Origin of the sequence: Sphingomicrobium nitratireducens (assembly GCF_026157035.1) — a bacterium.
Lineage (GTDB): Bacteria > Pseudomonadota > Alphaproteobacteria > Sphingomonadales > Sphingomonadaceae > Sphingomicrobium > Sphingomicrobium nitratireducens.
Genome location: NZ_JANJZA010000001.1, coordinates 1,997,348 through 2,016,835, shown reverse-complemented (window position 1 = coordinate 2,016,835; position 19,488 = coordinate 1,997,348). Strand labels below are relative to the sequence as shown.

The window sequence follows — 19,488 nt, the reverse complement described above, 5'->3', positions numbered from 1 at the left end:
AGTTTTCCCCGGGCGTCAGGTTGCGAGGCGACGCGTTTCCCTGTCGAGAAGGGCGAGGAAACGCGGGTCCTCGCGCAGGCTTTCGAGGTCGCTGTCCTCGCGGATCCAGCTCAGCCCTTCGGCGCCCGCCATGGCGAGGACCGGATCGAGGATTCGTAGCGCCGTCTCGGTTTCTCCGGCGATCGCCAGACTGCACGCAGTATTGTAGAGCGCGTTCTGGTTGTCCGGATCGAGGATGAGCACGAGTTCCGTCCAGTCGAGGGCGCGCTCGCGCTCGCCCAGCACGAACAGCGCCCCGATGCCGAAGCCCAGCGCATTGCTGTTGTCCTGCCCGTATTCGAGCGCCTTCTCGACGCGGCTCAGACATTCGCGGGCGGCTTCCCGCTCGCCCTGCTTGTCGCCGAGTTCGCGATAGACCTGCAACATCATGCCGGGCGCCCAGAAATCGTCTAGGTCGGCCGAAGCGGCGGTTTTCAGATACTCGATACCCTCCTCGACGCGGTGCATGTAGATCGCCCAGCGGGCGGCGCCGACGTTGACCTCGTAGGAAAGCGGATCGATCGCGAGCGCGCGCTGGTGACTCTCCCACGCCTTTTCATACTCGCCGCGTGCGACGAGGTGCCTCGCCATCGCCGCGTGCGCGTCCGCCAGGTCCGGGTCGAGCGCCAGCGCCTTCTGTGCCGCGTCCAGCACGCGTTCGCTCGACGTGTTGGCGGTGAAGCGGATGTCCGCGAGGCAGATCGCGAGCAGCGCCCATGCGCGGGCGTATTTCGCGTCGAGCTCGAGCGCTTTTTCGCACAGACGGACAATCACCGGCATGTGGCGCGTCCATCCGACCATCCAGTATTTCCGGGCCATCAGGTAATAGCGGTAGGCCTCGGGGCTGGTGGTGCCGCGCCGCGCGATGGCATCGCTTTCTTCGGTGGCCAGGCGCACCTTCAGCGCCGACACGATCGAGCGCGAAATATCGTCCTGAACCGCGAAGATGTCGTGGAGATCGCGGTCGTAGCGTTCCGCCCAGAGGTGGGTGTCGGCGTTTGCATCGATCAGCTGCGCGGTGATCCGGACGCGATCGCCGACCTTTCGGACGCTTCCTTCCAGGACGTAGCGGACGGCCAGTTCCTTGGCGACCTTGGGGATGTTGACCGACTGGCCCTTGTAGTTGAACGAACTGTTGCGCGAGGTCACGTCCAGCGACGCGATGTGACTGAGGTCGGTGATGATGTCTTCGGTGATCCCGTCGCTGAAATAGGCCTGCTCGGGATCCCCGCTGATATTCTCGAAGGGAAGCACGCAGATCGAGGCGCGATCGTTGGTCGCCGGAATTTCCGGCGTTGCGGGTTGATCCGGACTCACGAAATGACGCACGGCCTGGGACAGCGCGCGGAAGGTGCCGTCCGCGCCATCGTGGCTGGTGTCGTTGAAATCGATCGTGTGGAGGGCACGAAAGTCGATCGGCAAGGTCGCCTCGTCGAAGCGGATCGGAACGAGGATGCCGCGGTCGGCAGCGTCGCGGGCTTCCCCGCGAACCCAGCGCGATTTGACCGATCGTTCGGTCCAGACGACGATCACGCTGCTTGCCTGCTGCAACTGTCGGTCGATGAGCTCGTCGAACTGCTCTCCGGCAGAGATGTGGGTGTCCCACCACACGCTGAACCCCTCGTCCTCCAGCCTGCGCACGATCGGCTCGACCCGCTCGCGGTCGGCACGTGCATAGGAGACGAAGATATCGGCCATGGAGGCTCAGCCTGCTCCCTCGAAAACGCGCATCCTACGCACAAAGCGGCGATCAGGGAATTCTATAGGGGGTTCCCGGGCTTTCCGTCCCATTCGTCGGCGAGGACCGAGAACAGCACCGTGTCGCGCACATGGCCCGTCCAGGTGATGCGGTCGGCGCGCATCACGCCCTCGCGCACCGCGAACTTGGCCATCGCGGCCTGGCTGCGCGCATTGCGCGCGTCGACCTTGAACTCGACCCGGCGAAAGCCTGCCGCGAAGGCGCGGCCGAGCATCATCGCCTTGACCCGTTCGTTGAAGCCGGTGCCGCGGAATTTGGGGCGGTAATAGGTGACGCCGATCTCGAGCACGCCGCGCTCCTGCTCGACGCCGAGGAAAGACGACATGCCCGCCAGTTCCTCGCCCTCGTAAAGGACGAAGGGATGGGAGGCGACCGCCATCAGCTGGTCGAACGAGCGGTCGAAGCCTTCCGGTCCGAAGTCGCGGAAATAGATTTCCCAGACGTCCGGGTCCTCGGCGCAGGCGGCGCGGAGCGGCTCGCGGTGGGCTTCGGTCATCGGCCGGGCGCTGCAGCCCTCACCGACGATTCGAGCGCCCAGCGCGGTCATTCCTCCTCGTCGTCCGCGGCGAGGTCGCGCGCGACGTGGGCGGTGCGCAGGATCGAATCGATATGGCTGCCCTCGTCGAAACTGTCGTCGACGATAAACTTGAGGTCGCAGGCATATTTGGTGTTCACCCGGCGCGACACTTCGCCGCGCAGGTAGCGCACGTTCTTCTTGAGCGCCTTGACGACCTCGGCCTCGTCACCGCCGAGCAGCGGCTTCACGAACACGGTGGCGTGACGCAGGTCGGGCGACATGCGCACCTCGGTCACCGACACCGTATGGCTGGCGAGCGTCTCGTCATGCACGTCGCCGCGCATGAGGATTTCCGAGAGGGCATGGCGCACCTGCTCGCCCACGCGCAACACGCGAACCGAGGGGCCTTCGCTGGACTTGTGGCGTGCCAATTAGAGCGTCCGTGCCCGTTCCTCGACCTCGAACACTTCGAGCATGTCGCCGGGCTGGATGTCGTTGGTATCCTCCAGCACGACGCCGCACTCGGTGCCCGCTTCGACCTCCTTGACGTCGTCCTTGAAGCGGCGGAGCGAGGCGATGACGGTCTTCGAGACGATGACGTCGTCGCGGGTGAGGCGGGCGTGGAAGCCCTTCTGGATGACGCCGTCGACGACCAGGAGGCCCGCCGCCTTGTCCTTCTTGCCGGCCGGGAAGACCTGCTTGACCTCGGCGCGGCCCTTGACGTGCTCGACGATTTCCGGACCCAGTTCGCCCGCCATCGCGTCCTTCACCCAGTCGGTGAGGTGGTAGATGACGTCGTAGTAGCGGAATTCGACCTCGTCGCGCTTGGCGACTTCGCGGGCCTTGGCGTTGGGACGCACGTTGAAGCCGATGATCGGCGCGCCGGTCGAGGCGGCCAGCGTCACGTCGCTCTCGGTGATCGCACCGACCCCCGAATGGAGGATGCGGACCTGGATCTCGTCGGTCGAGATTTTGTGCAGCGCCGCGTTGATCGCTTCGGCGGTGCCCTGCACGTCGGCCTTCACGATCAGCGGGAACTGGATGACCTGCGAACCCTTCTGCGCGAACATGTTCTCGAGGCTCATCGGGGCCTGCGTGGTGCGCTTCTCGTCGAGCTTGCGCTGGCGATAGTCGGCGACTTCGCGGGCGCGCGCATCGTTCTCGACCACGGTCAGCGGGTCGCCCGCCGCCGGCAGCGCTGACAGGCCGAGCACCTCGACCGGGAAGGCCGGGCCGGCTTCGTCCACGCGCTTGCCGTGATCGTCGATCAGGGCGCGCACCTTGCCGGCCGCGGGGCCCGCGACGAACGTGTCGCCGACCCTCAGCGTGCCGCGCTGGACGAGCACGGTCGCGACCGGGCCGCGGCCCTTGTCGAGCTTGGCCTCGACCACGGTCGCATCGGCGGCGCGGTCGGGGTTGGCCTTGAGTTCGAGCAGTTCGGCCTGGAGGTTGATCGCTTCAAGCAGCTTGTCGATGCCGGTCTTCTTCTTGGCCGACACCTCGACGTCCTGCACCTCGCCGCTCATCGCCTCGACGATGATCTCGTGCTGGAGGAGTTCCTCGCGGACCTTCTGCGGGTTGGCGCCGTCCTTGTCGACCTTGTTGATCGCGACGATCATCGGGACGCCCGCGGCCTTGGTGTGGTTGATCGCCTCGATGGTCTGCGGCTTCAGCCCGTCGTCGGCGGCGACCACCAGGATGACGATGTCGGTGACGTTGGCACCGCGCGCGCGCATCTCGGTGAAGGCTTCGTGACCCGGCGTGTCCAGGAAGGTGATCGGCGCGCCGCCCTTGGGCGTGACCTGGTATGCACCGATATGCTGGGTAATCCCCCCAGCCTCCCCCGACGCGACATCCGCACCGCGGATGGCGTCGAGAAGGGAGGTCTTCCCGTGGTCGACGTGGCCCATGATGGTGACGACAGCGGGACGTGCCTTGAGCGTCTCGGCGGCATCGACGTCCTCGGAGGTGTCGATGTCGATGTCGGCTTCGCTGACGCGCTGGATCTTGTGGCCGAATTCGGTGACGAGCAGCTCGGCGGTGTCCTGGTCGATCGTCTGGTTGACCGTGACCATCATGCCCATGTTGAACAAGCTCTTGACGAGGTCGGCAGCCTTCTCGCCCATGCGCTTGGCGAGTTCGGCGACGGTGATCGTGTCGGGAACGACCACGTCACGCACGGTCTTCTCGCGCGGGCCCGAATGCTGCTGGGCACGCTTTTCCTTCTCTCGCGCGCGCTTGAGGGCGGCGAGGCTGCGGGCGCGCCCGCCCTCGTCGCCGCGCAGCGCACGGCTGACGGTGAGCTTGCCCGAACGGCGGTCGTGCGGGACGCGGCCCTTGTCGGCCTTCTTGGGCTCGGGCTTCTTGGCAGCGACCGCGACCGGCGGCTTCTTGTGCGGGCGGTCGTCCTGGCGGGGCGCGGACGCGGCGGCCTCGACCGCCTGCTGGCGCGCTTCTTCCTCGGCCTTGCGCGCGTCCACTTCGGCCTGCTTCGCGGCTTCTTCTTCGGCCTTGCGATTGGCCTCGGCGCGCTTGGCCTCTTCCTTGGTCTGCTTGCTCTTGGCCTCTTCCTCGCGGCGACGCGCATCCTCGAGCGCGGCCATACGCGCCTCCTCGGCCTCGCGCAGCAGCTGTTCCTGCATCGCCTTGCGATCGGCGATCTCTTCGGCTTCGCTCTTCTTGCGGGCAGGGGCCTTCTTGGGCGCAGGAGCGGGCGCAGCCTTCTTCTCGGGCGCAGCCTTCGTCTCGGGCGCCTTGGCCTCTTCCTTCGCCTCGGGCTGCGCGGCCGCGTCGCCCGGCTTCAGGATGCGGCGCTTCTTGACCTCCACCACGACGGTATTCGAGCGCCCGTGGCTGAAGCTCTGCTTCACCTGGCCGGTCTCGACCGTCCGCTTGATGCCCAGCGGCGCACGCGTTCCCAGCTTCTTCTTATCGTCGCTCATACTATCCTTCGTCTCTACCATCGTGCGCCGACGCCTCGGCGGCAGCGGGGTTGCCGCCGTCTAGCCCAGCATCGGGTTCAAGAAAAGCTTGCCACCGGGAAAGGGCGTCGAGCACCCGCCCGGCAGCAGCGGCATCGGTCAACGCCGCATGTACCACATTTTCGCGTCCCAGCGCCATCGACAAGATGGTGCGGTCCACGGGAAGAACAAGGCCCCGGTCGCGCCCGAACGCCTCGCCGCCGCCCACGCGCCACGCCGCGTCGAGCTTCCTGCGGCCGCCTTCGGAGGCATCGGATGCATGGAGCAGGAGCCGCGCCTTTCCCGAACGACAGGCGGTCTCGACCTTCTCGGCCCCGTTGACCAACGTTCCCCCGCGCGCTTCGAGCCCCATGCGGTCGAGCGCATTTTTGGCGAGCGCTTGCTCGATCCGATCGGCCAGATCGTCTGGAACGCCCACGGGCTGCTTGAAGGCCCGCGCGAGCGCACCCTTCAGCTTGCCCTTGGCGATCGCTTCCTCGAGCACCGCCTTCGCGACGCCCAGATAGGCGCCCCGGCCCGGCGCCTTGGCGCGCACGTCGGGGTGAACCTGCCCGTCAGGGCCGAGCACCAGCCGCACGAGGCACGCCTTGGGCGCGGCCTCGCGGGACAGGATGCACGTCCGTGTCGGATCGGTGTCCGCTAGGCGATCATTGGTCCCCATCCGCAGCCGCGTCCTCCTCGGTTGCAGCAGCAGCGGAGGCCGCATCGTCCTCGTCCTCGAACCAGTGGGCGCGGGCAGCCATGATGATCTCGTTGCCCTGCTCCTCGGTGAGGCCGTACTCGCCCAGCACGCCGCCCTTGTCGTCGCTGCGCTTGTTCTCGACGCGGCGGCGCGGGGTTTCGCGCTTCTTCTGGATGAGTTCGTCGGTGGCGAGGTCGGCGACGTCGTCGAGCGTCTTGAGACCGGCTTCGCCCAGCGTCACGGCCATCGCTTCGGTGATGTGCGGCAGCTCGGCCACGGCATCTTCGACGCCCAGTTCGCGGCGCTTCTCGCGCGAGGCCTCTTCCTGGCGCTCGAGCGCTTCCTTGGCGCGGTTCTGGAGTTCCTCGGCAATTTCCTCGTCGAGACCCTCGATGGTCGAGAGCTCGTCCTCGGGAACGTAGGCGACTTCCTCGAGCGCGGTGAAGCCCTCGGCGACGAGCAGCTGCGCGAGCGTCTCGTCGACGTCGAGCTCGTTCTGGAACATCTCGGAGCGCTCGACGAATTCCTTCTGGCGCTTCTCGGAGGCATCCGCCTCGGTGAGGATGTCGATCTGGCTGTCGGTCAGCTGGCTGGCGAGGCGCACGTTCTGGCCGCGGCGACCGATCGCGAGGCTCAGCTGGTCGTCGGGCACCACCACCTCGATGCGGCCCTCTTCCTCGTCGATGACGACGCGGCTGACGGTCGCGGGCTGGAGCGCGTTGACGACGAAGGTCGCAAGGTCCTCGCTCCACGGGATGATGTCGATCTTCTCGCCCTGCAGCTCCTGGACGACCGCCTGGACGCGGCTGCCCTTCATGCCGACGCAGGCGCCGACCGGGTCGATCGAGCTGTCGTAGCTGATGACGCCGATCTTGGCGCGCGAGCCCGGATCGCGGGCGGCCGCCTTGATCTCGATGATGCCGTCGTAGATTTCCGGCACTTCCTGCGCGAACAATTTGCGCATGAAATCGGGGTGCGCGCGCGACAGGAAGATCTGCGGGCCGCGGGTTTCGCGCGACACGCGCAGGATCAGCGAGCGGATGCGGTCGCCGACACGGACCATCTCGCGCGGGATCTGTGCGTCGCGGCGGATGACGCCCTCGGCGCGGCCGAGGTCGACCACGACGTGGCCGAATTCGACGCGCTTGACGACGCCGGTGATGACTTCGCCGGCGCGATCCTTGAATTCCTCGTACTGGCGCTCGCGCTCGGCGTCGCGAACCTTCTGGAAGATGACCTGCTTGGCGGCCTGCGCGGCGATGCGCCCGAATTCGATCGGGGGCAGGGGATCGACGATGAAGTCGCCCACGGCCGCGCCCTTCTCGAGCTTCTGTGCACCCTTTACGTCGACCTGCTTGAAGTGGTCGTCGACTTCCTCGACCACTTCGAGGACGCGCCACAGGCGAAGGTCGCCGGTCTGCGGATCGAGTTTCGCACGAATGTCGTTCTCCGCGCCGTAGCGCGCGCGGGCGGCGCGCTGGATCGCGTCTTCCATCGCCTCGATGACGATGGTCTTGTCGATCAGCTTCTCGCGCGCGACCGCGTCGGCGATGGCGAGCAGTTCGGCCTTGTTGGCGGTTACCGCGGATGGCGTGGTGGCCATTGTCCTTACCCTTCTTCGTTGATCTCGTCGGCGCCCTCGGCGGAGAGCGGCTGGGTTTCCTGGAGCAGCTTCTGCGTGAACAGCAGCTTGGCATCCTCGATCATGTCGAACGGGATGCGGTGTTCCTTTTCGTGGTCGTCGGTCAGAAGGACGGTGCGCGTCGCTTCCTCGACGCCGTCGATCTCGCCCTTGAACTTCTTCTGGCCCTCATGCTTCGCCTCCAGCGTGATGCGGGCGAGGTGGCCCGACCAGTCGGCGAAATCGGCGAGACGCGTGAGCGGACGGTCGATGCCGGGCGAGGAGACTTCGAGCCGGTAGGCGTATTCGATCGGGTCGGCTTGCTCGAGCGGTTCGTCCAGCGCGCGGCTGATGTCGGCGCAATCGTCGATCGTCAGCTGGCGCGTGTCGGGGCGCTCGGCCATGACCTGCAGCGTCGGCTCGTCGGCGCCGCCGATCATCTTCACGCGCACGAGCTTGAACCCCATCTTCTCGACGATGGGTTCGATCAGCGCGGAAATGGCAGCGGTATCGACCAAGTTATCCAGAACCTCGTGTCCAAAATCCATATCCCTCAGGAGCCGGCCCCGACCCCGGGACCAGCCTCAACTTCGAACCAACGATGTCGAGGAGGTGAGCCGCATATAGGTGGAGGCTTGTCCCGAAGCAAGCCATGATGCCACCTAATTTGCACGGCCCGCGTTGGGCAGTCGAGAGGAGTGGTGCATGCGGATGACGATCGGCCTTGCGGCAGCAGCCCTGACTGCCTGTTCGTCCGGCACGTCGACCGCGGCAGAAGATCGCGTGTCGCCCGGGCGGCCGTTCGAAGTCGAGGAACTGGCGACATTCGAAGAGCCCTGGGCGGGCGCGTTCGTACCGGGCACGAATGTCCTGTTCGTGACCGAGAAAGTCGGTGGGCTACGCTGGATCGACGTGAAGGACGGGCGTCAGGGGCGCGTGACCGAGGGGCTGCCGACCATCGACTATGGCGGGCAGGGCGGGCTTGGCGACATCGCTTTCTCGCCGACCTACGCGGTCGAAAATCCCGGCAACGTCTACCTGACATGGGTCGAGGGCGGCCAGGACGGGATGCGCGGCGCGGTGCTGGGGCGCGGTCATATCCTATGCGAAGGCGACGATCGTTGCCGCCTTTCGGGGCTCGAAGTGCTGTGGCGGCAGGTGAAGACTCAGGGCCGCGGCCACTTTTCGCACCGCATCGCCTTCTCGCCCGACGGACAGTTCCTGTTCCTCACCTCGGGGGATCGCCAGAAGGGCGAACCCGCGCAGGATTTCGAGACCAATCTCGGCAAGGTGCTCCGCCTCACGCTCGACGGCAAACCCGCGCCCGGCAATCCCTGGGAAGAGATGGGCGGGCGCGCCGCCGAATTCTGGTCGATGGGCCACCGCAACATGCTCGGCATCGAGTTTGCGCCCGATGGCAGGCTCTGGGCGATCGAGATGGGCCCGCGCGGGGGCGACGAACTCAACCTGATCGAGGCGGGCAAGAATTATGGCTGGCCCGAAGTCTCCGAAGGCAGCGAATATAGCGGGATCGGCATTCCCGCCCACGACACGCGGCCCGGATTCGTGCCGCCCAAGGCGTTCTGGAACCCGTCGCTCTCGCCCGGCGGCTTCACCATCTATGACGGCGACCTGTTCGAGGGCTGGAAGGGCGATGCGATCCTTGGAGGTCTGTCGGGCGAGGCACTGGTGCGGGTCGACCTTGACGGGGACGGCGCGACCAAGCTCGACCGCTGGGACTTCGGGGAGCGCTTGCGAGCGGTGATCGAGGGGCCGGACGGCGCGCTCTACATCCTCACCGACGGCAACGAGGGCGAGCTGCTGCGGCTGACGCCCTCGGGCTAATCGACCACTTCGAACGGCACGTCGATGTCGACCGCGCGTTCGAGCCAGGCGGGAACTTCGAAGCCCTTTTCGCGCAGGAAAGCGGGATTGAACAGGCGCGAGGCGTAGCGCGTGCCCGGGTCGCACAAGACGGTCACGATCGTGTGGCCGGGGCCCATTTCCTTGGCCAGTCGCACCGCGCCCGCGACATTGACGCCCGACGACAGGCCGAGATTGAGGCCTTCTTCCTCGTTGAGGCGGAAATTCGTCCGGAGGCTCTCTTCGTCGGGAATGAAGAAGGCGTGGTCGACGGTGAGGCCTTCGAGGTTCCCGGTGATGCGGCCCTGGCCGATCCCTTCGGTGATCGAGCTGCCCTCGGCCTTGAGTTCGCCATGCTTGTAATAGCTGTAGAGCGCTGCGCCGGGCACGTCGGCGATCGCGATCCGGACGGCAGGGTTGCGCTCGCGCAGTGCCAGCGCGCAGCCTGCCAGCGTGCCGCCGGTGCCGACTGCGGCGACGAACCCGTCGACCTTCTCGTCGGCCTGGTCCCAGATCTCGGGGCCGGTCGTCGCGATATGCGCCTGGCGGTTGGCGCGATTGTCGAACTGGTCGGCGAACAGCGCGCCGTCCTCGCTCGTCTTCGCGAGCTGCTCGGCAAGACGGCCAGCGACCTTCACGTAATTGTTGGGGTTGCGATAGGGGACGGCGGGAACTTCGACCAGCTCGGCACCGAGATGGCGCAGCGTGTCCTTCTTCTCCTGCGTCTGCGTCTCGGGAATGACGATGACCGTGCGCAGGCCCAGCGCGTTTCCGACCAGCGTGAGGCCGATGCCAGTATTGCCTGCGGTACCGTCGACGATCGTCCCGCCCGGCCCGATTTCGCCGCGCGCCATCGCGTCGCGCACGATCGACAGCGCCGCGCGGTCCTTGACCGACTGGCCGGGATTCATGAATTCGGCCTTGCCGAGAATGAGGCATCCGGTCTCTTCGGAAGCGCGCTGGAGCTTGATGAGCGGCGTGTTGCCGATGGCGTCGAGGACGGAATTGCGGATGGTCATGCGTCCTAGCTAGGCATTGAACGGCCGAGAAAGAAGGGTCAGCCGCCGTTCACGCATGGCTCGATATCGCCAAGATCATGAAAAGGTTGGTTTCTTTCCTCTGCATCTCAATAGCGCTCGCTGGTCCCGCCCATGCAACGGGCGAACTTATCTGCGAGACCGCGTCCGGTGCGCCCACGACGATCAGCCTGGGGTTCGGCCACGCGCAGGTCTCCACCGGCATGTGGGCGAGCATGCGCGTCGAGGGCCACTGGGAGAAGATGGTCGTGGTCCAGTCGTGGCTCGATCGCGAACGGCTCTTGGTCGACCTTACCGACGAGACGCGCGACCAATTGTTCGCGCGCATCGATGCGCGCTGGAATGACGAGACGCACAGCTTCGACGGCACGCTCCGACAGGGCGAGACCGTACGCTGGGTGCGCTGCCGCGGCTAGCGGCGGCGATAGCGCAGGTAATAGGGTCGCCGACCCTCGCGACGGGCCTTAGCGGCATAGCGCGTGTCGACCCAGCCGCCCGGCTTTTCGAGGAAGCCCGCAGCGTCCTCGATCACCCAGTCGAACTGGTCGCGATGCTTGTCGCGCTGCATCACCAGCAGCGCCCATTCGAGATAGACCGGGTGGTCGGTCGCGACGCGAAATTCGCCGCCCGACTTGAGCTTGGAGGCGATCAGGTCGACCGGGCCGTCGTTCATCATGCGCCGCTTGGCGTGGCGCGCCTTGGGCCAGGGGTCGGGGTGGAGCAGATAGACGAAACTCAAGGTGCCGTCGGGCACCCGGCGCAGCACCTCGAGCGCGTCGCCCATGTGAAGGCGGACATTGGCGAGGCTGCCGTCGCGGATGTGAGTGAGCGCCTGCGCGACGCCATTTACGAAGGGCTCGCAGCCGACGAAGCCGTGGTCGGGGAGGAGATCGGCGCGAAAGGCGAGATGCTCGCCCCCGCCGAAGCCGATCTCGAAGTGCATCGGGCGCTCGTCGCCGAACATCGCACGGCTCGTGATCTCGCCGTCATCCGGCACCGCAATCTGGGGAAGCAGTGTATCGACCAGATCCTGCTGGCCCTTGCGCAGCTTGTGCCCGCTCGAGCGGCCGTAGAGGCGGTTGAGCGTGGTGGGGTCGCCGGTCTTGTACGCAGTCATGGCGCGCCGATTAGGCGTTGCGCCGAGAAAGGACAAGCATTGCCCCGCCGCAAAAAAGACGCCAAAGGGCGCCGGTCGGTGCGGGGCAGCATCGATTTTGTTGACCGATGTGGCTTTCCAGCACTTTCCAGCGCCTTTTCAGTCGGTTAGTGGAGGTGGCGGGATCCAGTTCGCGTAGGGGGTACGTGTCGTGGCCGATCTCCGGCTGTTCTTTTTCATGGTGCCCGGGATGTTCGTCCTGTTCGGCATCCTGCTCGGTGCCTTGGCAGTGGCCGATCGCAAGATGGTGAGCGCGCGCTGGGGGGCGGTCGCATTCTTCGTGGCGGGCGCGGGCATCCTGCTCGACGCGCTCCGTCCGGTCGACAATGACTGGCTGCGCCACGCCGCGCTGGTTGCGCATCTCGCTTCGGTCGGGCTGATCCTCAAGGCCTTCGTCGCGCGTCGCGACCGGCTTTTGCCCGTCGCGACCCCGGCGATCGGTGTCGTCGCGGCCATCCTTTTCATGCCGAGCAGCCCGGTCGGTCCGTCGGCCGAGGTCCGGCTCGTGCTCGTCCAGCTGGTCGCACTCGCGATGATCGTTCCCGTGCTGAAGTGGAAGACCGAATGGAAGCTCGGCACGCTGGTCGACCGGCTAGTGGTGGTCGCCCTGGCGCTTGCGGCCTTGTCCTATGCGATCCGGGGCCTCTTGTTTACCATCAACCCGGACGTCGACCACCCTGCCAACTTCTTCGACAGCTTCTACAACATCACCTTCCACGTCGCCTCCGCGCTGATCGGGTTCATGCTCGGACTGGTGCTGCTCGTCGCGATCGGCATCGACGCGATCCGGCGCGAAAGCCGCGCGTCGACCACCGACGCGCTGACGGGGCTGGGCAACCGCCGTGCGCTCGACCGCGCGATCGGGGCGGACGAACGCGGACGCTGGCGCTGCGGCGGGGTCATCGCGCTCGACCTCGACCATTTCAAGGACGTCAACGACCGCTTCGGGCACGAGGCGGGCGATGAAGTGCTGCGCGCGGTGGCGCGTGCGCTACGCGGTGCGATCGGCGACCGGCGCATCACCCGCTTCGGCGGCGAGGAGTTCATCGTGCTCCTCGAGGAAGAGCGCTGCGACCGGATCGACCAGCTGGCGACCCGCGCACTCGACGTCATCCGCGAATTGCAGTTCGAGGGCGCGCTCGCGGGTTATCGCGCCAGTGCCTGCGTCGGCTATGCCCGCCGCGAGGGCGATGCGAGCATCGAGGAAGCGATGCGCCGCGCCGACCAGGCCGTCTATCGCGGCAAGGAGAACGGGCGCGGCAAGGTCGTCTCGGCCGATGCGCCGCGCGCGCTCCAGGGAAGCGGCGTCGCCGCTTAGGCCGAAAGCGCCGCGCGCAGGTCGTCGACGAGGTCGGTCTTTTCCCACGGGAAGAAATCGCCGTCCGGCTCGCGTCCGAAGTGGCCGTAGGCCGCACTTTTCTCGTAGATCGGCTTGTTCAGGCCGAGAAGCGTGCGGATCGCGCGCGGGGTGAGCCCGCCGAGCCGGTCGATCGAGAAGATTGCCGCTTCGACGGCGTCGTCGGGAACGGTCCCGGTGCCGTGCGTGTCGACGTAGAGCGACAGCGGCTGGCTGACCCCGATCGCGTAGGCAAGCTGGATCGTGCAGCGCTTGGCGAGGCCCGCGGCGACGATGTTCTTGGCCAGGTAGCGCGAGACATAGGCGGCCGAGCGGTCGACCTTGGTCGGGTCCTTGCCCGAGAAGGCGCCGCCGCCATGCGGCGCCGCGCCGCCATAGGTGTCGACGATGATCTTGCGTCCGGTGATGCCGGCATCGCCGTCGGGCCCGCCGATCACGAACTTGCCGGTCGGATTGATGTGATAGGCCGTGTCGTCGGACAGCAGGCCCGCGGGCATGACCTTTGCGACCGCCTTTTTCACGTAGGCGTGAAGCTCCTCGAGCCTGGCGCCCTCGTCATAGCCCTCGACGTGCTGGGTCGACACGACGATTGCGGTGCAGGCCACTGGACGTCCGTCCTCGTAGCGCAAAGTCACCTGGCTCTTGGCGTCGGGTTCGAGGAAGGGCGCCGCGCCCGAATGGCGGTCGTCGGCAAGCTGCTGGAGGATCTTGTGGCTGTAGTCGATCGCGGCCGGCATGAAATCGGGCGTCTCGTCGCAGGCGAAGCCGAACATGATGCCCTGGTCGCCCGCGCCTTCGTCCTTGTTGCCGCTGGCATCGACGCCCATCGCGATATCCGCGCTCTGGCCGTGAAGGAAATTCTCGAAGGTCAGGCGATCCCAGTGGAAGCCCTTCTGCTCGTAACCGATGCGCTTGACCGTGGCGCGCACCTTGTCCTCGATCTCGCGCTGGATGCCGGGCGACCATTCACCGTCCTTGTCCATCACGCCCTGGCCGCGGATCTCGCCCGCGAGGATCACGCGGTCGGTAGTGACCAGCGTCTCGCACGCGACGCGCGCTTCGGGGTCCTTCGACAGGAACAGGTCGACGATGGCGTCCGAAATCTGGTCTGCGACCTTGTCGGGATGACCTTCGGAAACGCTTTCGGAAGTGAAGAGGTAGGACGTGCGCATGGCCGAGTGGCTAAACCTTCTGGGATGACGATGCCCGGGCCGGGCTTTCGAGATGTCTAACGACGCCCCCTGCCAAGGGCAATGGCGATCAGGAGCGAACCGGCGGCCAGCAGCAGCGGAAGGAGGTTGCCTAGCCGAGCGAAAGGGGTCGGGGCGAGCGCACCCGGCAGCACCCCGTCGATGATCCCGGCTTCGCGCCAGCCGATACGATCGAGCAGGCGTCCACGCGCATCGACGACCGCGCTGATCCCGGTCGGGGTCGCGCGGACGACGGGCAGCCCTTCTTCTGCTGCGCGTAGCCGGGCCTGCGCAAGATGCTGGGGCGGGCCGAATGCGCCGAACCATGCATCGTTGGAGGGATTGAAGATGAAGTCGGGGCGGTCGGAGCGGTCGACGACCTGGCCGGAGAAGATGATCTCGTAACAGACCTGCAGGCCGACCGTGCCGAAGTGGCCGAGGTCGAGGCTGCGCGCGCCGGGGCCGAAGGTGAAGTCGAGGCTTCCCGGCGCGAGCCGCGACAGGCCGATCGGCTCGAGGATCGTTCGCATCGGGAGATATTCGCCGTAGGGGACGAGGTGCGCCTTGTCGTACCGCGCGACGATCTCTCCCTTGGTGTCGATCGCGTACACCGAGTTGGTGGCGCCCGCGACCTTGTAGCCGTCGGTCGATTGGACGCCGAGCCCGCCGGTCAGAAGTAGGTCGCCTTCGCGCAGCGAGCGGATCGCGCGCAACCGCTCGAACCGCGCGGCGGGGGCGCCGTACAGTCGCTCGTCTTCTACCGGGTCGACCACCGCCGCCTCGGGCCACAAAAGGAGCGTCGGCCCTGCGCGGCCCTGCCGGGTCGACAGGGCATAGAGCTTCTCGGCGGCAACGCGGTCGAAGCCGTCGCGCCACTTGTCCGCCTGGTCGATGTTGGGCTGGACGATGCGGATCGGCGTGTCGGTGTAGGGGGTTGCGGCATGGAGCCCGCCGACCAGGCCGCACAGGGCGAGGAGTGCGGCCATCACCATCGCCTCGCTGGTTCGCCGTGCGAGCCCGAGCCACAAGGCGCCGCCCATCAGCACGCTCAGGAGCGAGAGGCCATAAGTCCCGACGAACGGCGCGATCGCGCGCCACGGCGTGTCGACCAGGGCGACGCCCGCCGGATTCCACGCGAAGCCGGTGAACATGGTGGCCCGCAGCCACTCCGCAATCGCCCAACCGCCCGCGAGCGCAAGAACCGCCGCCAGCGGGCGCGCGCGCCCGAAACGCCACGACAGGCCGGCTGCCAGTGCTGGATAGACGGCGAGATAGAGCGAGAGGAGGAAGACAGCGACCCACCCGAGCCAGGCCGGCATTTCGGCCTGGAAGGTGAAGGCGGTCGCGATCCAGTTGAGGCCGACAAGGAATTGGCCGACGCCGAACGCCCAGCCCAGCGCGAGCGCGCGTCTGAGGCGCGGCGCGGCCGACAGCAGCCAGAGCAAGGCAGCGAAACCGAACGGGACCAGCGGCCACAGCCCGACCGGCTGGAAGCCGAGCGCGCTCAGTGCGCCGAACAGGAGCGCGGCAAGCAGCCCCTTGCGACCGACCGGGATCGTCACGTTGCCCTTATTCCTCGGTCGGAACCGGAGCGTGGAGGCGGAAGCGGGTCATCTTCTTGGGTTCGGCGGCAATGCATTCGAGCGTCCAGCCGGTCGGATGCTCGACGCTCTCGCCCGGCTGGAGAACGCGCTCGGCCATGATGAGCGCAAGACCGCCGAGCGTGTCGACTTCGTCCTCTTCCCATGTGAGCGCGGAATCGACCTCTTCCTGCAATTCCTCGAGCTCGACGCGCGCATCGGCTTCCCACAGATGGTCGCCGAGCATGACGAGCATGCCCTCGGGTTCCTCGTCATGTTCGTCCTCGATCTCGCCGACGATCTCCTCGACCACGTCCTCGATCGTCACGAGTCCCTCGGTGCCGCCGAATTCGTCGATGACGATGGCGAGATGGACGCGTTCGGTGCGCATGCGCGCGAGGAGGTCGATCACGCCCATCGATTCGGGCACGAACAGCGGGTTTCTGAGCAGGCTCTCGGTAGTCTTGTCGCGACTTCCGACCTTGGCCTGGAAGAGGTCCTTGATGTGAATCATCCCGACGATCTCGTCGAGGCTGCCGCCGGTGACGGGCAGACGGCTATGTTCGGCATCGGCGAACGCGGCTTCGAGCTCGTCGAAGCTGGACGAGGCGGGAACCGAGATGATGTCGCCGCGGGGCACGCAGATGTCACCCGCGGTGCGGTCGCCGAAATGGAGCAGGTTGCGCAGCATCTGCCGTTCGTGCGGCGAGAGGTCGCCGACCTTGGGCGGCTCGGTGTCCGCCTCGTCGATCGCTTCCTCGATCGTGTCGCGAAGCGAGGCCTCGTGGTCGCCGCCGAAGATCAGCGCGCGCATCCCTCGCCACCATCGCGAACCGGTATCGTCTTCGGGCCGGGTCGCCATCAGCAGGCCTCCTGCCGGTCGGCATAGGGGTCGGGAAGACCGAGACCCGCCAGTGCGCGGATCTCGCGGCTTTCCATGTCATGCGCTTCATCGTCGTCGTGATGATCGTAGCCGAGGAGGTGCAGCGTGCCGTGGATCATCAGGTGCTGTGCATGGGTCTCGGTCGCGATCCCCTTGTCGGCGGCCTCGCGACTGCACACGCCGTGGGCGAGGATGATGTCGCCGAGCAGGAGCGGCGGGCCGTCGGCGGGTTCGTCAAGAATCGCCTCGACCATCGGGAAGCTGAGCACGTTGGTGGGCTTGTCCTTGCCGCGCCATTGGGCGTTCAGGGCGCGCACGTCCTCATCGCCAGTCAGCACCATCGACAATTCGACGGCGCGCGGCCCCTCGGCAAGTGGCGCGTGGGGGGTCTCGGAAAAGGCCGCGCGCACGGCGCGGTCGGCCAGCGTGGCCCAGTCGGTGCCGCTACTGTCCCATTCGGAATCGGTTTCGAGCGCGATGTCGAGCATCAGGCGCGGGGTCCCTCGTAAGCTTCGACGATGCGCCCGACCAACGGATGGCGAACGACGTCGGCGGCGGTGAAGCGCACCGTGGCGATACCGTCGACCTTTTCGAGCTTGGAGACCGCGTCGGCGAGGCCAGAGGCGCCGGGATCGGGCAGGTCGACCTGCATCGGATCGCCGCAGATCACCATGCGGCTGCGCATGCCGAAGCGGGTCAGGAACATCTTCATCTGCGCGGGCGTGGTGTTCTGCGCCTCGTCGAGGATGATGAAGGCGTCGTTCAAGGTGCGCCCGCGCATGAAGGCGATCGGTGCGATCTCGATCTCGCCCGACGCGATGCGGCGTTCGACCTGTTCGGCCGGCAGCATGTCGTAGAGCGCGTCGTAGAGCGGGCGGAGATAGGGGTCGACCTTCTCCTTCATGTCGCCCGGCAGGAAGCCGAGGCGTTCGCCGGCCTCGACCGCAGGGCGAGAGAGGATCAGCCGCTCGCACGCGCCGGTGATCAGCATGCTGACCGCCTGCGCGACCGCAAGGTAGGTCTTGCCGGTGCCCGCAGGGCCGAGCGCGAAGATCATGTCCTGCTTGGCGAGCGCGTGCATGTAGCTCGTCTGCATCGCCGAGCGCGGCACGATGGTCTTCTTGCGCGTGCGGATCATCACGCGCGGCGGGTCGGCGACTTCCTCGTTGATGATGCCGTCGAGCTGGGGCTGGTTCGCCATGCCGATCACGGCCTCGACCGCTTCGGCATCGACGTCCTGACCTTGGTCGAGACGAGTGTAGAGGCCCATCAGCACCTCGCGGGCGCGCGCCGCGGCGTCGGCCTCGCCCTCGATCATCACGCGATTGCCGCGCGCGGCGATATGGACGCCCAACCGGTCCTCGATGATGACCAGGTGACGATCATATTCGCCAAATAGGGGGCCGAGCAGGAACGGCTGGTCGAACTCGATTTCGAGCCGTGCGTGTTCCTCGACCGGTGCGGCCGCTTCGGCGCGTTTGCCCATCAGGCGGCCGCCGCCGGACGTACGCGGCGTCCGCCAAGACTGTTGGGAAGCGCCTCGGTGATCTCGACCTCGACGAGGTCGCCGATCGACGCGTCGGTCTCGCAGAACACGGACTGGAGCCACGGGCTCTTGCCGATCATCTGGCCGGGCTTCTTGCCCTTGCGGTCGATGAGGATGGACAGCGTCTCGCCGATCTTCGACCGGTTGAATGCGAGGCTGTGGGCGGAGAGGCGCGCCTGGAGGCGCTGCAACCTGTCGTCCATCACGTGTTGTTCGACCGCTCCCTTCATCTCGGCCGCCGGAGTGCCCGGGCGGGCCGAATATTTGAACGAATAGGCCGAAGCGTAACGCGTCGCATCGACGATGGCGAGCGTTTGTTGGAAATCTTCCTCGGTCTCCCCCGGAAAGCCGACGATGAAGTCTCCGGAAATGGCCATGTCGGGCCGCGCGGCGCGAAAACGTTCGATCAGCGCGAGGTAGGAGTCTGCGGTGTGGCTGCGGTTCATCGCCTTGAGAATGCGGTCGCTGCCCGACTGCACGGGAAGGTGGAGGTAGGGCATCAGCTTGTCGACCTCGCCGTGCGCGGCGATCAGGCCCTCGTCCATGTCGGCGGGGTGGCTGGTCGTGTAGCGGATGCGCTCCAGGCCATCGATTTTGGCAAGCCGACGGATCAGCAGCTCGAGACCGCCTTCGTGGCCCTTCTCATCGATTCCGCGCCACGCCGAGACATTCTGACCGAGCAGCGTGATCTCGCGCGCGCCGCCCTCGACCAGACCTTCGGCCTCGCCGACGACATCGCTCCACGGACGGCTGACCTCGGCGCCGCGGGTATAAGGTACGACGCAATATGTGCAGAACTTGTCGCAACCTTCCTGCACGGTGAGGAAGGCGGACGGTCCGACCTTCCGGCGCGCGGGCATGGCGTCGAATTTCGACAGGACCGGCATGTCCGTATCGACCTGGCGTCGTCCCTGTGCGGCCTCTGCAACCAGCTCGGGCAGGCGGTGATAGGCCTGCGGGCCGACCACGATGTCGATCGCGTCCGAACGGCGCTGGGCTTCGGCGCCCTCGGCCTGGGCGACGCAGCCGGCCAGCGCGATCATCGGCTTGCCGCCGTCGCGCGTGCGCAGGCGCCCGACGTCCGAATAGGCCTTCTCGGCCGCTTTCTCGCGGATGTGGCAGGTGTTGAGCACGACGAGGTCGGCATCCTCGCCGTCGGCGGCGGGGGCGAGGCCCTTGTCGGCCATCAATTCGGCCATGCGCTCGCCGTCATAGACGTTCATCTGGCAGCCGAAGCTCTTGATTCGAAAGGTCTTGGGATGGGTCATTTCGTCGCC

At 66.7% G+C, this 19,488-nt stretch carries 18 protein-coding genes; 3 read left to right on the top strand and 15 right to left on the bottom strand.

Annotated elements, in window-relative coordinates; genetic code table 11:
• Positions 1–15: 15 nt before the first annotated feature.
• The 7 genes from NNY25_RS10255 to rimP form a co-directional block, all read right to left on the bottom strand.
• The gene (locus NNY25_RS10255; RefSeq protein ID WP_265571322.1) at positions 16–1,737 is read right to left on the bottom strand and encodes a TIR domain-containing protein; all 1,722 of its coding nucleotides are present in this window, start codon (positions 1,735–1,737) and stop codon (positions 16–18) included.
• Between the two features lie 62 nt (positions 1,738–1,799).
• On the bottom strand, positions 1,800–2,345 hold the full coding sequence (locus NNY25_RS10250; protein WP_265571321.1) for a GNAT family N-acetyltransferase: 546 nt from the start codon (positions 2,343–2,345) through the stop codon (positions 1,800–1,802).
• Positions 2,342–2,746 carry a 30S ribosome-binding factor RbfA gene (gene rbfA / locus NNY25_RS10245; RefSeq protein WP_265571319.1) on the bottom strand — a complete coding sequence of 135 codons (405 nt, stop codon included), beginning with the start codon at positions 2,744–2,746 and terminating at the stop codon, positions 2,342–2,344. The genes NNY25_RS10250 and rbfA overlap by 4 nt, the downstream gene beginning before the upstream one ends.
• Positions 2,747–5,257, bottom strand: coding sequence for a translation initiation factor IF-2 (infB, locus tag NNY25_RS10240; RefSeq protein ID WP_265571317.1), 2,511 nt, complete (start codon positions 5,255–5,257; stop codon positions 2,747–2,749). It abuts the gene before it with no gap.
• A gap of 1 nt (position 5,258) precedes the next feature.
• Positions 5,259–5,957 (bottom strand): RNA-binding protein, encoded by a 699-nt coding sequence (locus NNY25_RS10235; RefSeq protein WP_265571316.1) that lies wholly within the window; start codon positions 5,955–5,957, stop codon positions 5,259–5,261.
• Positions 5,944–7,581: a transcription termination factor NusA gene (gene nusA / locus NNY25_RS10230; protein WP_265571315.1), complete on the bottom strand. Its 1,638-nt coding sequence runs from the start codon at positions 7,579–7,581 to the stop codon at positions 5,944–5,946. The genes NNY25_RS10235 and nusA overlap by 14 nt, the downstream gene beginning before the upstream one ends.
• A 5-nt stretch (positions 7,582–7,586) precedes the next feature.
• Positions 7,587–8,147 (bottom strand): ribosome maturation protein RimP, encoded by a 561-nt coding sequence (rimP, locus tag NNY25_RS10225; RefSeq protein WP_265571313.1) that lies wholly within the window; start codon positions 8,145–8,147, stop codon positions 7,587–7,589.
• Positions 8,148–8,304: 157 nt separating this feature from the next.
• Between rimP and NNY25_RS10220 the strand changes: the two genes are divergently transcribed.
• A complete protein-coding gene (locus NNY25_RS10220; RefSeq protein ID WP_265571312.1) occupies positions 8,305–9,444 on the top strand; it encodes a PQQ-dependent sugar dehydrogenase in 1,140 nt (379 codons plus the stop codon).
• On the opposite strand, the gene NNY25_RS10215 is transcribed toward NNY25_RS10220, so the two are convergent.
• Positions 9,441–10,481 carry a cysteine synthase A gene (locus NNY25_RS10215; protein ID WP_265571311.1) on the bottom strand — a complete coding sequence of 347 codons (1,041 nt, stop codon included), beginning with the start codon at positions 10,479–10,481 and terminating at the stop codon, positions 9,441–9,443. The genes NNY25_RS10220 and NNY25_RS10215 overlap by 4 nt on opposite strands.
• 77 nt (positions 10,482–10,558) lie before the next feature.
• On the opposite strand from NNY25_RS10215, the gene NNY25_RS10210 reads away from it, so the two are divergent.
• Complete coding sequence (locus NNY25_RS10210; protein ID WP_265571310.1) at positions 10,559–10,915, top strand: hypothetical protein; 357 nt, start codon at positions 10,559–10,561, stop codon at positions 10,913–10,915.
• On the opposite strand, the gene trmB is transcribed toward NNY25_RS10210, so the two are convergent.
• Positions 10,912–11,616, bottom strand: coding sequence for a tRNA (guanine(46)-N(7))-methyltransferase TrmB (gene trmB / locus NNY25_RS10205; RefSeq protein WP_265571308.1), 705 nt, complete (start codon positions 11,614–11,616; stop codon positions 10,912–10,914). The two genes, NNY25_RS10210 and trmB, sit on opposite strands and share 4 nt — an antisense overlap.
• Before the next feature lie 190 nt (positions 11,617–11,806).
• Here trmB and NNY25_RS11610 point away from each other — a divergent pair, with 190 nt between their 5' ends.
• Positions 11,807–12,973, top strand: coding sequence for a GGDEF domain-containing protein (locus NNY25_RS11610; RefSeq protein ID WP_265571306.1), 1,167 nt, complete (start codon positions 11,807–11,809; stop codon positions 12,971–12,973).
• On the opposite strand, the gene metK is transcribed toward NNY25_RS11610, so the two are convergent.
• Genes metK through miaB form a run of 6 tightly spaced genes read right to left on the bottom strand, consistent with a single transcriptional unit; the run spans position 12,970 to position 19,479 of the window.
• Positions 12,970–14,184 carry a methionine adenosyltransferase gene (gene metK, locus NNY25_RS10195; RefSeq protein WP_265571304.1) on the bottom strand — a complete coding sequence of 405 codons (1,215 nt, stop codon included), beginning with the start codon at positions 14,182–14,184 and terminating at the stop codon, positions 12,970–12,972. The two genes, NNY25_RS11610 and metK, sit on opposite strands and share 4 nt — an antisense overlap.
• Positions 14,185–14,240: 56 nt before the next feature.
• Positions 14,241–15,764 (bottom strand): apolipoprotein N-acyltransferase, encoded by a 1,524-nt coding sequence (gene lnt, locus NNY25_RS10190; RefSeq protein WP_265571303.1) that lies wholly within the window; start codon positions 15,762–15,764, stop codon positions 14,241–14,243.
• Positions 15,765–15,771: 7 nt separating this feature from the next.
• Positions 15,772–16,644 (bottom strand): hemolysin family protein, encoded by an 873-nt coding sequence (locus NNY25_RS10185; protein ID WP_265571302.1) that lies wholly within the window; start codon positions 16,642–16,644, stop codon positions 15,772–15,774.
• Positions 16,644–17,153 carry an rRNA maturation RNase YbeY gene (gene ybeY, locus NNY25_RS10180; RefSeq protein WP_265571300.1) on the bottom strand — a complete coding sequence of 170 codons (510 nt, stop codon included), beginning with the start codon at positions 17,151–17,153 and terminating at the stop codon, positions 16,644–16,646. The genes NNY25_RS10185 and ybeY overlap by 1 nt, the downstream gene beginning before the upstream one ends.
• Positions 17,153–18,151 (bottom strand): PhoH family protein, encoded by a 999-nt coding sequence (locus NNY25_RS10175; protein ID WP_265571299.1) that lies wholly within the window; start codon positions 18,149–18,151, stop codon positions 17,153–17,155. The genes ybeY and NNY25_RS10175 overlap by 1 nt, the downstream gene beginning before the upstream one ends.
• Positions 18,151–19,479, bottom strand: coding sequence for a tRNA (N6-isopentenyl adenosine(37)-C2)-methylthiotransferase MiaB (gene miaB, locus NNY25_RS10170; protein ID WP_265571297.1), 1,329 nt, complete (start codon positions 19,477–19,479; stop codon positions 18,151–18,153). Before miaB ends, NNY25_RS10175 begins: the two co-directional genes overlap by 1 nt.
• Positions 19,480–19,488: the final 9 nt, after the last annotated feature.